Below are 13,086 nucleotides of genomic sequence, written 5' to 3'. Positions count from 1 at the left end.
ATCAATTGAGGATGGATTTATGATCAGGTTGGTTGCTGTCCTGGTGACAGTCACATCGTGCGTCGCAATCGCGCATGCACAGCAGGCCGGCGGCGTAAGCCGGCCAATATCGGAGCCGTTGCTGACGCTCGACGATGCCATCGCGCTCGCGACCGGCAGCGCTCCGGCAGCGGAAGCCGCGACGGCGGAGGTCGATTCGGCCGAGGCCGGACGCCGGGTTGCAGGCCTCAGGCCCAATCCCGCGCTGCTGGTCGAAGTCGAGAATTTCGTCGGCACGGGCCCCTATAGCGGGGTCAACGGCGCCGACGTCACCGCCAGTCTCGCCATTCCACTCGAACTCGGCGGCAAGCGACGAGCACGGATCGCGGTGGCCGATGCCGAGGCACGCCGCGCGCTCCTCGCCCGGACGATCGTACAGGCCGATATCCGGTTGCAGGTCACCGAACTCTATATTCAGGCCACGGCAGCCAGGATCCGGTTCGCGATCGCCGAGGACCAGTTCCGGATCGCCAGCGACACCGCGCGTGCCGCGACCGTTCGCGTGCAAGCGGGTCGCGCCTCGCCGCTCGAACAGGAACGCGCCGAAGTCGCGCGCCTCAACGCCGAAGTCGATGTCGACAGGACACGGCGTCTCGCGGACGCTGCGCGCACCAATCTCGCGCGGCGGGTCGGGCGTCCGATCACCGCGCCACTCGACGTCAGCATTCTCGGCGGGCCGACCGGCGGAACGGTGGGTCCACCGCGCCCCGCTTCCTCGGCGGGCACACTCGCGCTCGCCGCGGCCGAAGCCGAACTCGCGACAGCAGACGCGGGCGTGCAACTCGCACGATCGCAGCGCGCGCCTGACCTGACGATCGGGCCGGGGGTCCGCCGGATCGAGGCAACCAACGATGTCGCGGCGGTCTTCAGCATCTCGATGCCGCTGCCGCTGTTCAACAACGGGCGCGCCGCGGTCGAAGCGGCCAACGCCAGACGGCGCCGTGCCGATGCGCAGCGCCGCATGACCGCGCTCGACGTCGAGCAGCAGATCAGCGACGCCGAGGTCGACGTGCACAATGCGGCGGCGGCGGCGCGGATTGCCAGCGGCCCGGCGCTCTCGGCAGCGATGGAGGCCGCGCGGATAGCGCGCATCGGATATCGTGAGGGCAAGTTCGGACAGCTCGAATTGCTCGATGCCGAACGGACGCTGACCGAAACGAGATCGGCGTCGATCGAAGCGCTCGCCTCCTATCAACTCGCCAGGGCCCGGTTGGAGCGCCTCACCGCTCCCGCGCCTATCGAAGGGAATTGATTCCATGAATATCACCATCGATCGAAAACTGCTCTCCGCCGCGCTGGTGCCACTCTTGCTCACAGCGTGCAGCGGCAGCGAGACCGCCAAGCCCGCCGACGAACATGACGAGACAGAAGGCGGCCACGCCGAGGAAGGCCATATCGCGCTCACCGCAGAGCAGATCCGGGTCGCAGGCATTACGCTCGGCCGACCGGCAGTCGGCAGCGCAGGCGCGCTCCAGCTTCCCGCGACGATCGAAGGCGATCCGCGGGGAACGCAGGCGGTGTCGGCGGCGATTGGCGGACGCGTCGTCGCGCTCAATCGCAATCTCGGCCAGAGCGTCGGCCGCGGGCAGACGCTCGCGATCATCGAGAGCCGCGAGGCGGCACAGCTGCAGGGCGAGGTGCAGGCGACGAAAGCCCGGCTTGCGCTCGCCGACTCCAACCTCGCGCGCGAGGAGCGGCTGTTCGCGCAGCGCGTCTCACCCGAACAGGATGTCATCGCAGCGCGCACGGCGGCGACCGAAGCGCGCATTGCGTACCGGTTGGCGCAGCAACAGGTGTCGGCGGCGGGCGGCGGCGGCGGCCAGCTCAACCGCATCGCCATCGCGGCGCCGATTTCGGGCCAGGTCATTTCGCGGAGCGTCGTCCTCGGCCAGACGATCGCGGCGGACACCGAACTCTACCGCATCGCCGATCTGTCGAGCGTGTCGCTCGCGCTGAACCTGCAACCCGCCGACGCCGGACGCATTCGGCCCGGCGCCGTCGTCACAGTCAGCGCGCCGGGACGGCGGGCGACGGGCAAGATCGGCTTCGTCTCGCCCGCGCTCGATCCGACGACGCGCCTCGTGCCCGCGATCGCGATCCTCGACAACCGGGCCGGGCAATGGCGTGTCGGCGAAGCGGTCACCGCTTCGATCGCGCTCGCGGGCGATGGCGGCGATACGTCGATCAGCGTTCCCTCCACCGCGATCCAGACAGTCGAGGGCAAGAGCGTCGTGTTCGTCCGCACCAAGGAAGGGTTCAAGGCGGTTCCGGTCGTTCCCGGCGACCGTGCCGGCCCGAATGTCATCGTGCGATCCGGCCTCAGGGGCAGCGAAGAGATCGCGATCACCAACAGCTTCGCGCTCAAGGCCGAAATCGGCAAGGGCGAAGCAGGGCATGAGGACTGAGCCATGATCGCCCGCACCGTCACCTGGGCGGTCGACAATCGCTGGCTTGTCGTCCTGCTCACCGCCATTTCCGCTGTCATCGGCGCCTTCGCGCTCTCGCGCCTGCCGATCGACGCGGTTCCCGACATCACCAACAATCAGATCCAGATCAATGTCCGCGCGCCCGCGCTCTCGCCCGAACTGATCGAAAAGCAGGTCGCTTTCCCGATCGAGACCGCGCTCGCGGGGATTCCCGGCCTTGAATATACCCGCTCGCTGAGCCGCAACGGATTTGCGCAGGTAACGGCCGTCTTTACCGACAGGACCGATATCTATTTCGCGCGGCAACAGGTCGGCGAACGGTTGAACGAAGCCGCCGAGACGATGCCGGACGGCGTCCGCCCCGAAATGGGGCCGATCGCGACCGGGCTCGGCGAGGTCTATATGTGGACGGTGCGGCTTGCGCATCGCAAGGACGACGTTCACAAGCCCGGCGAACCCGGCCTTCAGCCCGACGGCAGTTATATGACGCCCGAGGGCGAGCGGCTCGTCACCGCAGCCGACAAGGCGACCTATCTGCGCACCGCGCAGGACTGGATCGTCACCCCGCTTCTGCGCACCGTTCCCGGGGTTGCCGGGATCGATGCAATCGGCGGTTATTCGAAGCAATATATGGTCGCCCCCGACGTGCAGCGTCTCGCCGCGCTCGGCCTCGGTCTCGCCGACCTCGCCGAAGCGCTCGAGCGCAACAATGCCGCCGTCGGCGGCGGCGTGGTCGAGCGCAACGGCGAAGGGCTTGCGGTCCGCTCCGATGCCCTCATCCGCAACGCCGCCGAGCTTTCGCGCACCGTCGTCGCGACGCGGGCGGGGGTTCCGATCACGCTCGATCAGGTCGCGAGCGTCCGCACCGGGCAGGCCGTGCGGATGGGGTCAGCGTCCGAAGCGGGCACTGAAGTCGTCGTCGGCACCGCGATCATGCGGATCGGCGAAAACAGCCGCACGGTCGCGACGGCGGTCGCCGACCGGCTCGCGAGCATCAACGCCTCGCTCCCACCCGATGTCATCATCGAGCCGGTGCTCGACCGCACCAAGCTCGTCAATGCGACGATCTGGACGGTCGGCAAGAACCTGACCGAAGGCGCGCTGCTCGTCATCGTCGTCCTGTTCCTGCTCCTCGGCAATTTCCGCGCGGCGCTGATCGCCGCGCTCGTCATTCCGGTGACGATGCTGCTGACCAGCTTCGGCATGCTGCAGGCGAGCGTTTCGGCGAACCTGATGAGCCTCGGCGCGCTCGACTTCGGCCTGATCGTCGACGGCGCGGTAATCATCGTCGAGAATGCGCTGCGGCGCATGGCCGACCTCCAGCACCGGCACGGCCGCATCCTGACGATCGAGGAGCGGCTGGCGACCGTTGCCGCGGCGGCGCGCGAGATGGTGCGGCCATCGGTCTATGGCCAGGCCATCATCATCCTCGTCTACGTGCCGCTGCTGACGCTGAGCGGGGTCGAGGGCAAGACCTTCATCCCGATGGCGCTGACCGTCATCATCGCGCTCGGCTTCGCCTTCATCCTCTCGCTCACCTTCGTGCCCGCCGCGATCGCGATCTGGCTTTCGAAGCGGGTCGAGGAGAAGGAGGGCCGGATCATGACCTGGCTCAAGCAGCGGTACGAGCCCGGCCTCGACCGGGCGATGGCCAAACCGAAGCTGACCATCGGCGCCGGGATCGGCGGGTTCGTTGTCGCGATCATCGCTTTCCTCTCGCTCGGACAGGTGTTCCTGCCGCAACTCGACGAGGGCGATCTGCTGATCCAGGCCTTCCGCGTCCCCTCGACTTCGGTCGAGCAGAGCCAGGCGATGCAGCTGCCGATCGAGCGCATGCTGTCGAAACAGCCCGAGGTCGCCATCGTGTTTTCGAAGACCGGCACCGCAGACCTCGCGTCCGATCCGATGCCGCCCAACGCAACCGACAATTTCGTCATCCTGAAACCGCGGAAGGAATGGCCCGACCCGAGCCTCGCCAAGGCCGATCTCGTCGAGCGGCTGGAGAAGGAGCTGAACAAGTTTCCGGGCAATGCCTATGAAATCACGCAACCGATCCAGATGCGCTTCAACGAACTCATCGCCGGGGTGCGCGGCGACGTGGCGGTCAAGATATTCGGCGACGATTTCGACACAATGAATGTGACCGCGCGGGAAATCGCTGCGATCCTGCGCGCGACGGAAGGGGCGACCGATGTTCGCGTCGAGGAAACCGAGGGTCTTTCGATGCTCGACATCCGCGCCAACCGCGACGCGATGGCACGGCTTGGCGTCACCGCGCAGGACGTGCACGATGTCGTGACCGCGACGATCGGCGGGCGCCAGGCCGGCACAATCTTCGAGGGCGACCGCCGCTTCCCTGTCGTCGTGCGCCTTACGGATACGCAGCGTTCGGACTTGTCGGTGCTTGAACAGATACAGGTTCCGGTCGCTGGCGGCGCCTTCGTTCCGCTCGCCAGCGTCGCCGATATCGCTATCGTCGACGGGCCGAACCAGATCAGCCGCGAGAACGGCAAGCGCCGCGTCGTGGTGCAGGCCAATGTCCGCGGGCGCGCGATCTCGGACGTCGTGGCCGATGCAAAAGCGGCGATCTCCACGGATGTTCGCCTGCCGGCCGGCAGTTATCTCGAATGGGGTGGTCAGTTCGAGAATCTGGCTTCGGCGCGTGACCGGCTCCAACTCGTCATTCCGGCGTGCTTCGTGCTGATCCTGTTGCTCCTCTATGGCGCGCTTCGTTCGCCACGCGACGCGGCGATCGTGTTTACGGGCGTACCGCTAGCGCTGATCGGCGGCGTGCTGGCGCTGTTCCTGCGCGGGATGGACTTCTCGATTTCGGCAGCAGTCGGTTTCATCGCGCTGTCCGGGATCGCAGTCCTCAACGGCCTCGTCATGGTATCGTCGATCCAGGAACTGATGCGCAGCGGCGTCGCGCGCGCCGAAGCCGCGCGCCTCGGGGCGCTGCAACGCCTGCGGCCGGTCGTGATGACCGCACTCGTCGCCAGCCTCGGTTTCGTGCCGATGGCGCTTGCGACGGGCGCGGGCGCCGAAGTCCAGAAACCACTCGCTACCGTGGTGATCGGCGGGCTGATCTCGGCGACCCTGCTCACTCTCTTCGTGCTTCCGACTCTCTACGCGCGTTATGGGGGAGAGCGGGCGAAGATGGAGGAAAGAATCGAAGATGGCGCAGTCGCATAGCCATGACGAAGGCGATCACGCCGGGCACGATCATGCGGCCGGGGCCAACGCCCGCAGCCTGACGGTCGCGCTGGCGCTGACCGGCACCTTCCTGATCGCCGAACTGGCGGGGGCGTGGCTGTTCAACAGCCTCGCCCTCCTGTCCGATGCCGCGCATATGTTTACCGATGCGGCAGCGCTCGCGATCGCGCTTGCGGCGATCCGTATCGGGCGACGGCCCCCCGACGACAGGCGCACCTATGGCTACCGCCGCTTCGAAATCCTTGCCGCGGCGTTCAACGCGCTGCTCCTCTTCGCGGTCGCCGCCTATGTCCTCTATGAAGGGATCAGGAGGTTCGTCGAACCGCAGGAGGTGCAGTCACTCGGCATGCTCGCAGTCGCCGTGGCCGGGCTCGTCATCAACCTCATCGCGATGCGCGTGCTCGCAGGCGGGAAGGATGAAAGCCTCAACGTCAAGGGCGCCTATCTGGAGGTGTGGGCGGACATGCTCGGCTCGCTCGGCGTGATCGCCGCCGCGGCGCTGATCTATTTTACCGGCTGGAGCTGGGTCGACCCGATCGTCGCGATCGCGATCGGCCTGTGGGTGCTGCCGCGGACCTGGATATTGCTGCGCGACACGACGAACATCCTGCTGCAAGGCGTGCCGCGCGGCGTCGATCTTGGATCGGTTCGAGCGAGCATGGCCAAGGTCGCCGGGGTCATGGAGGTGCACGACCTCCATCTCTGGTCGATTGCGGGAAGCGACATGAGCCTGACGGCGCATGCTGTCTTCCAGCCCGGCAGTGATCCCGAAACCGTGCGGCGAGCGATATCCGAGATGCTCCATGACGAGTTCGGTATTTCGCATGCAACCATCCAGATGGAATCCGATGCCGAGCAGTGCCTGGAACCCGTGCATCCTTAATGCTTTTCTGGCCGACAGCGGCCACCGCCCTGAGATGAGCAATTCGAAAATAGACGCCGTTATGCGGACGATACCGTAACGCGCGCCCTGCCTCGAGCTTTGGCTTGCTCCGCCCACGGCGCGAAACCGCTTGCATGCCGTCAAGCAGGCACCTAATGGCTGCTATTGATAATCCTTTTCAATATCGCGAATAGAGCGTTCCTTGCAGCGATCGACCGTCCGGACTTGGTTTCTCATCCATAAGTGGGCGAGCATCGTCTGCACGGCTTTCCTGCTGATGCTGTGCGCGACCGGCCTGCCGCTGATCTTCCACGACGAAATCGACGCGCTGACCGAGGGCCCGCCGGCCTATGGCATGCCCGGCGTCGGCTCGTCGCGCGAAGCACCGGGCCTCAGGCCACTCGACGAAATGCTGGCGAAGGCGCTCGCCGCCCGGCCGGGCGAAGTCCCGGTCTTCATGGCGTTCGACAACGATCAGCCGTCGCTGACGATCACCACCGCGCCGCGCCCCGACTCCCCTGCCCAGGATATGACGATCCAGCTCTTCGATCGCTCGACCGGCGAGAGAACGGGCGCGGTCGACGAGGACGGGGTGATGCACTTCCTGCTCCAGCTCCATACCGACATGTTCCTCGGTCTGCCCGGGATGCTGTTCCTCGGATTCATGGGGCTGCTGTTCGTGGTCGCGATCGTCTCCGGCGTCGTGCTCTATGCGCCCTTCATGAAGAAGCTCGACTTCGGGACACTACGCACGTCGCGCAGCACCCGCGTCAAATGGCTCGACTATCACAACCTCCTCGGCATCGTCGCGCTCGCGTGGATGAGTGTCGTCGGAGCAACCGGGGTGATCAACGCGCTCGCGACCCCGATCTTCCAATATTGGCAGACAACCGAGCTCGCCGAGATGACGAAGGCCTATGCCGGCAAGGGCGCGGTGCCGCCATCGCGTTACGGCTCGATCGACAAGGCAATGGCCGCGGCGCGCAAGGCGATCCCCGGCAACAATCCGCAGTTCATCGCCTTCCCCGGCGGCAATTTCAGCAGTCGGCATCATTATGCCGTCTTCTTCCAGGGCGACACGCCGCTGACCGAGCGCCTGCTCACCTCGGCGCTGATCGACGCCGAGACCGGGGAGTTCACCGACGCGCGGCCGATGCCCTGGTACACCAAGGCGCTTGCGCTGTCGCAGCCGCTCCATTTCGGCGATTATGGCGGGCTGCCGCTCAAGATCCTGTGGGCAATCCTCACCCTCTTCACGATGATCGTCCTCGGCTCGGGCCTCTATCTCTGGCTCGGAAAACGCCGCAGCGGCACCGACGCGCTCGTTCGCGAGGTCGAGAGCGGCGGCGCGCTGGTGCCTGCCGAATGAGGAAGAAACATGGCCTCGCCGCGATCTTCGCAATCCCGCTTCTCGTTGCGCTCGTCAGCATCGCGGGCCTCGTCGTCGCGCTGACCGGCGACGGGCTTCGCGACGCCGCTTCCTGGTTCGCACTCGCCATACCCGTTTTCGCCGTCGGCTGGGCCATGACGTTCCGCCGTACCTGACATCCGACCCGCGGCGTGGGGCCGCATCAAAAAAGGGGAATAACATGTCCAGTCTCTCCCTTCGCGGCATGATCGGCCTGACCGCCGGGGCATCGATGCTCGCGATCGCGGTGCCTGCCATCGCGCAGGACGCGGCCGGCAGCGACGACATCGTCGTCACCGCGCAGCGCAACAACCAGACGAAGGTCACCGCCGGCGGCAATGTCGGCGTGTTCGGCACCAAGGCCGCCGAGGATATTCCGTTCAACATCCGCAGCTACAACGAGGCGCTGATTCTCAACCAGCAGCCAGACTCGCTGGGCGAAGTGCTGGAAAACGACCCGACGATCCGCACCGCACTGGGCTTCGGCATCGCCGGCGAGGTCTTCGTCATCCGCGGCTTCGACCTGTCGTCGGACGACGTCGGCTTCGACGGTCTCTACGGCATCACGCCGCGCCAGCTCGTCGCACCCGAACTGTTCTCGTCGGTCGAGGTCATCAACGGCGCGAGCGCCTTCCTGAACGGCGCCGCGCCCGGCGGCAGCGGAATCGGCGGCAGCGTCAACCTGATCGCGAAAAAGGCCGAACGCGACATGGCGCGCGCGACGCTCGGCTATACTTCCGACGCGCACCTGTCGGGCGCTGTCGACGTGGCGCGCCGCTTCGGCGCGGGCGACGAATGGGGTTTTCGCATCAACGCCTCGGCGCGCCGCGGCGACATCGCGGTCAATGATGAGTTTCATTCGAGCTATGTTCTGGGCGCGATGCTCGATTACGACAGTGGTCCGCTGCGCGCCGCTTTGAATCTCAACTATCAGCGGCTGAACCAGACATATTGGCGCGGGCAGGTCGGCATCGGCGCGGCCATCCCGCGCGTGCCCGATGCCGACACCAACTATTCGCAGCCGTGGAGCCAGATCCTGACCAAGGACTTCTTCGGCACCTTCAGCGTCGAATATGACCTGTCCGACGCGGCGATGCTCTATGCCAAGGTCGGCGCACGCGACGGCCGCGAGGACCAGACCACCGCCGGCATCACCGTCACCGATCCGGTGACCGGCGCCGCCACCGGCAGCGGCTCCTATGTGCCGCGCGAAGACAATAATGAAGCGGCCACCGCGGGAATCCGGATCAGGCTGGCAGGCGGCGGCGTCAGCCACGAAATCAATGCCGGCGCCGCGGTGAACTGGCAGGTCAACCGCAATGCCTATGATTTCGACCTCGTCGGCTATGCCACCAACCTTTACGATCCCGTCGTCGCGCCGCGACCGGCGCCCAACCAGTTCGTCGGCGGCGATCTCGACAATGTGTTTCCGATAACCCGCAGCCGCCTGTCGAGCGTTTTCGTCTCGAACACGCTCGGCCTCTGGGACGACCGCATCCTGATCACCGGCGGCCTGCGCCTGCAGGAGATCAAGACGAAGGGCTATGCGTATAACGACAGCACCGTCTTCGATCCGGTGCCTTTCAAAGCAGGCGACCAAACCAGCGGCTACAAGGAATCGGCCGTAACCCCAGTCCTCGGCCTCGTCGTCAAGCCGGTGCCCGGCGTATCCCTCTACGCCAACCGGATCGAGGGACTGGTGGCAGGTTCGACCGCGCCGCCGACCTATGACGACGACGGTCTGCCGGCCACGCCACCCCTGCCCGTCGTCAACGGCGGCGCGGCGCTGCCGCCGGTCAGGTCGAAACAATATGAGGTCGGCGGCAAGCTGAACTTCGGCCGCTTCAATGCCGGTCTCGCGCTGTTCCAGATCGACAAGCCCAACAGCTTCGTCGATCCCGCCACGCTGATCTATGGCAATTACGGCACCCAGCGGAACCGCGGCATCGAGATCACGCTCGACGGCGAGCCGGTCGACGGTCTGCGGATCATCTCGGGACTGACCTTCAACGACGCCAGGCTGCGCCGGACCGAAGGCGGGCTAAACGAAGGCAATGACGCGGTCGGCGTGCCGGACGTGCTGGCGAATGCCAACGTCGAATGGGATTTGCCCTTCCTGCCCGCGCTGACGCTGGTCGGCCGCGTCGTTTACACCGGCAAACAGGCGGCCGACGCGGCCAACACGCTCGAACTGAACGACTGGACCCGCTTCGACCTCGGCGCGCGTTATGTCGCGCTGGTCGGCGACACCCCGCTGACCTTGCGCTTCAACGTCGATAATGTCGCGAACAAGCGTTACTGGGCTTCTGCCTACAACGCCTTCAGCGCCTTCGGCTCGCGGCTGCTGCAGGGTGGCCCGCGCACCTTCAAGGCGTCGGCCTCGATCGAATTCTAGGGAGCATCCGTCCGCCCGGGGCGCCGTAGCGCATGCAAGTGAAGAGCCGGGCTGGCGGAGCCTTTCGTTCGCCAGACTGCTGACCGGCGCCCTTTGGCGAGAATTCGTGAAAAGCTGACGCGCCGCAAGCTCATGTCATCGCTGCAGGAGGATGGGCAGGCGCCGTGGCGCTCACGATCATCTGCTGGATCGATGAGTCCCGATCGAGGAAAGATCTCCCCATTCCATTCGTTCGGCTCGCGGAATCTGTGTGGTTGGGCAATATGTGTGCGCGACATGTTCGCCGTCATCATATTCGACGGTGAAACTGGTGCGGCTCCTGACCGTCATTACCTGACTGTCCGTGTAGGATTTTCCACTGGGGTCGACCGCGCGATAGCTTCGCTCGTAGCGACCGTGACCCAGATTCCTGAAGCCAAGGGTTTCCGTACTGCCATCGGCGGCGCTCTGGCGCTTCTCGTCGATATACATCAACGTCAGATAGGGGTCTGCGACCGCCGCCGCGCAGTTCGTTTGGATGGCGTAATATCCCTTCTCCATCGGAGGAAATCCGACGGAACCCTGGATATGCGACGCGGTGCTCGCCTGTCCGGTTGCCGCGCCGGCCAGTTGCGGCTGCTCGGCGCGGATCGTCGCCTGCATTTGAGGAGAAAGCTGCGCGAAGGCACACTTCCGATAGGCCTCTTCCGAAAACATCACGCGGCCCGAGGCACCGGCCTGACTGACCTGGATGCTGGCAAACCGACCGTCGCCTTCCGCTTTTATCCCCAGAATATCCTCGTCGCTATCTGCATTCTCCGCATTCCAGACGAGTGTGTAGCCACGATAATAATCGTAGAAATCGCTGTCGCGCGACGGGGCTCCGACACGGTGGATAGGATTGACTTCCGAATATGCGCCAGCACCGTTCGCGCCCGGCTCGGCCTGTTTGACATATCCGTAATTCGCGCCATCGTAGAAGAAGACCAGCGATGCGCGCGCGCAGCTTCCTCCCTCGACATTGCCGTAGATGCCCTGCTCGATCGGCAACGCCCCGGCCGCGGCGGCTGGAGCCCCTGTCGCATTGGCGGCGGATTGTGTCGCCAGGGTCGCTGCGTTTGCGCTGTCATGTGCAGGGGATTGCGATCCGCACGCCGCCACGGCGACGACGGCCAGGCCAAAGATACCGGTTCTCGATATGCGGAAATGACACGAGGACATATAGGTCGCTCCATTTCTTCTCTAACAGTGAGTCATGAGGCCAGGGTTTTCGAGCGGCTCCATTGCCATATCGGATCCTTGTCGCCGCCGGTGCTGCCGACGCCCCCGAACCCTAGAAATCAGGGCATTTCATCAGCACCGAGATGGTGCCGTCGGGGCCTTTCGCGCGGATACGACCGTTACCCAATGGTTCCACCTCGAGCACGACCAGGTCCCCTTCGGATTTCCTGGTCGACCGGGCTTGCAGGATCAGCCGGTTGCCCATCAGCTTCCAGTCGCCCGCCGCCTCGCTCCCCATGACGAAGGTGCCGTCGTCGCCGAGGATCATCGTCGACACGGCTTCGCAGGATTTATTCTCCCGCGACCAGCTTCCGACCATCGCCTGGCGGAACAGCGGCGCGGCGCCCGAAGGCGGCGGCGGCAAGGATGGCGACGGTGACGGCATCGGCGCGGTCTCGGCTGGATTGTCGGCGACGTCCGTTCCGCCCAGCCCGCCGAACAAGGCGCTGCCGGAAGAGGCGCCTGCCGGCATGCCTTCGCCTTCGGCCTCGCCCGTCATCGCCGGCTGGGCGTCCTGATCCGGGCTCGCTTCGGGGGCTGCGGGCGCGGCGACCGGTTCGGCTGGGTCCGAACCTCCCTCCAGCCAATACCAGCCCCCGCCCAGCAGCAAGGCACAGGCGGCCAGTACGAACAGGCTGGACCCGCCACCCCTGTCCTTTTCGCCCCGCAATCCTCCATTGTCCTCCACCCCCATTGCGGTGCCTCCCTGTCCGGACCGGCCGACCGACGCCGGCTTTCATCGGCGGCACGATGCAATGGAAAGGCGCCTCGGCGCACGTGACAAAATCTGTCAGGCGGCGTGGGTTCAGTTGGTGAAGATGCTGATCGCTCCAGCGCTGCCGCCGTCGGGCGCGATGGTATCGACGACAACGCTCTGCGGGCTGAGCGGACGCCAGCGGCACAGAACGCGTCCGCGCGCGCGCTCCTCGTTGCAGAGGATATTGCCGGCCTCGTCGCGAACGCGCAGGCGGAGCGGGACCGGAAATTGCGTACGGGCATAGACGATCGCGGGCGCGCCGCCTTCGAAGCGGATGTTGACGGAGGCCGGATCGCCGGGCGACCGGATCACTTTCTGCCGCCCCCCTTCGCGTCCGCGGTCGATGCCCGGAAGCCTGGCCAGCCGGTCGAGCAGATCGTCGCGGCTGTCGCCCGCCTTCTCGGCCGCCTGCCGCGCTTCGGCCAGCCGCCTTTCATAATCGATCGGCGCGACACCGCCACCGGGCAGGAAAACCTGTCCTTTCGCCCAGCTCAGCATCTCGGCGGACGAGACCAGCGCTTCGGCGCGCTGCTGCGGATCGGACGTGGAATAGGCCTGTTCGCGCGCGACATCGGCCCTCGCCAGCCACTCGACGGCGCTGGGCGCCGCCTCCTCCGCCCCCGCGAACCCGGTCGCGAGAGCCCCGGCGACCAGCCCGGCGAAGACCATCGCGGATCGGCGCGCGGACCGGCGCCACTTCATTTC

Annotated in this window: 10 protein-coding genes; 7 read left to right on the top strand and 3 right to left on the bottom strand. The window is 65.9% G+C overall.

Annotated features, from left to right (window positions below):
* Positions 1-19: 19 nt before the first annotated feature.
* The 7 genes from SGRAN_RS08160 (at position 20) to SGRAN_RS08130 (ending at position 10,364) form a co-directional block, all read left to right on the top strand.
* Positions 20-1,291 (top strand): TolC family protein, encoded by a 1,272-nt coding sequence (locus SGRAN_RS08160; protein WP_067182452.1) that lies wholly within the window; start codon positions 20-22, stop codon positions 1,289-1,291.
* A gap of 4 nt (positions 1,292-1,295) precedes the next feature.
* On the top strand, positions 1,296-2,444 hold the full coding sequence (locus SGRAN_RS08155; protein WP_067182449.1) for an efflux RND transporter periplasmic adaptor subunit: 1,149 nt from the start codon (positions 1,296-1,298) through the stop codon (positions 2,442-2,444).
* A gap of 3 nt (positions 2,445-2,447) precedes the next feature.
* Positions 2,448-5,657, top strand: coding sequence for an efflux RND transporter permease subunit (locus SGRAN_RS08150; RefSeq protein ID WP_067182446.1), 3,210 nt, complete (start codon positions 2,448-2,450; stop codon positions 5,655-5,657).
* Positions 5,641-6,561, top strand: a complete 921-nt coding sequence (locus SGRAN_RS08145) for a cation diffusion facilitator family transporter (protein ID WP_067182444.1) — start codon at positions 5,641-5,643, stop codon at positions 6,559-6,561. Before SGRAN_RS08150 ends, SGRAN_RS08145 begins: the two co-directional genes overlap by 17 nt.
* Positions 6,562-6,763: 202 nt before the next feature.
* Positions 6,764-7,930, top strand: a complete 1,167-nt coding sequence (locus tag SGRAN_RS08140) for a PepSY-associated TM helix domain-containing protein (RefSeq protein ID WP_067182441.1) — start codon at positions 6,764-6,766, stop codon at positions 7,928-7,930.
* Positions 7,927-8,106, top strand: a complete 180-nt coding sequence (locus SGRAN_RS08135) for a hypothetical protein (protein WP_067182439.1) — start codon at positions 7,927-7,929, stop codon at positions 8,104-8,106. Before SGRAN_RS08140 ends, SGRAN_RS08135 begins: the two co-directional genes overlap by 4 nt.
* Positions 8,107-8,150: 44 nt before the next feature.
* Positions 8,151-10,364 carry a TonB-dependent receptor gene (locus SGRAN_RS08130; RefSeq protein ID WP_067182438.1) on the top strand — a complete coding sequence of 738 codons (2,214 nt, stop codon included), beginning with the start codon at positions 8,151-8,153 and terminating at the stop codon, positions 10,362-10,364.
* A gap of 177 nt (positions 10,365-10,541) precedes the next feature.
* On the opposite strand, the gene SGRAN_RS08125 is transcribed toward SGRAN_RS08130, so the two are convergent.
* The 3 genes from SGRAN_RS08125 to SGRAN_RS08115 form a co-directional block, all read right to left on the bottom strand.
* On the bottom strand, positions 10,542-11,564 hold the full coding sequence (locus SGRAN_RS08125) for a hypothetical protein (protein WP_148650826.1): 1,023 nt from the start codon (positions 11,562-11,564) through the stop codon (positions 10,542-10,544).
* A 112-nt stretch (positions 11,565-11,676) separates the two neighbouring features.
* Positions 11,677-12,318, bottom strand: a complete 642-nt coding sequence (locus SGRAN_RS08120) for a hypothetical protein (RefSeq protein ID WP_148650825.1) — start codon at positions 12,316-12,318, stop codon at positions 11,677-11,679.
* A 111-nt stretch (positions 12,319-12,429) separates the two neighbouring features.
* Positions 12,430-13,083, bottom strand: coding sequence for a hypothetical protein (locus SGRAN_RS08115; protein ID WP_148650824.1), 654 nt, complete (start codon positions 13,081-13,083; stop codon positions 12,430-12,432).
* Positions 13,084-13,086: the final 3 nt, after the last annotated feature.

Source organism: Sphingopyxis granuli, assembly GCF_001559015.1.
Classification (GTDB): domain Bacteria; phylum Pseudomonadota; class Alphaproteobacteria; order Sphingomonadales; family Sphingomonadaceae; genus Sphingopyxis; species Sphingopyxis granuli.
This window is presented reverse-complemented; position numbering and strand designations above follow the sequence as displayed.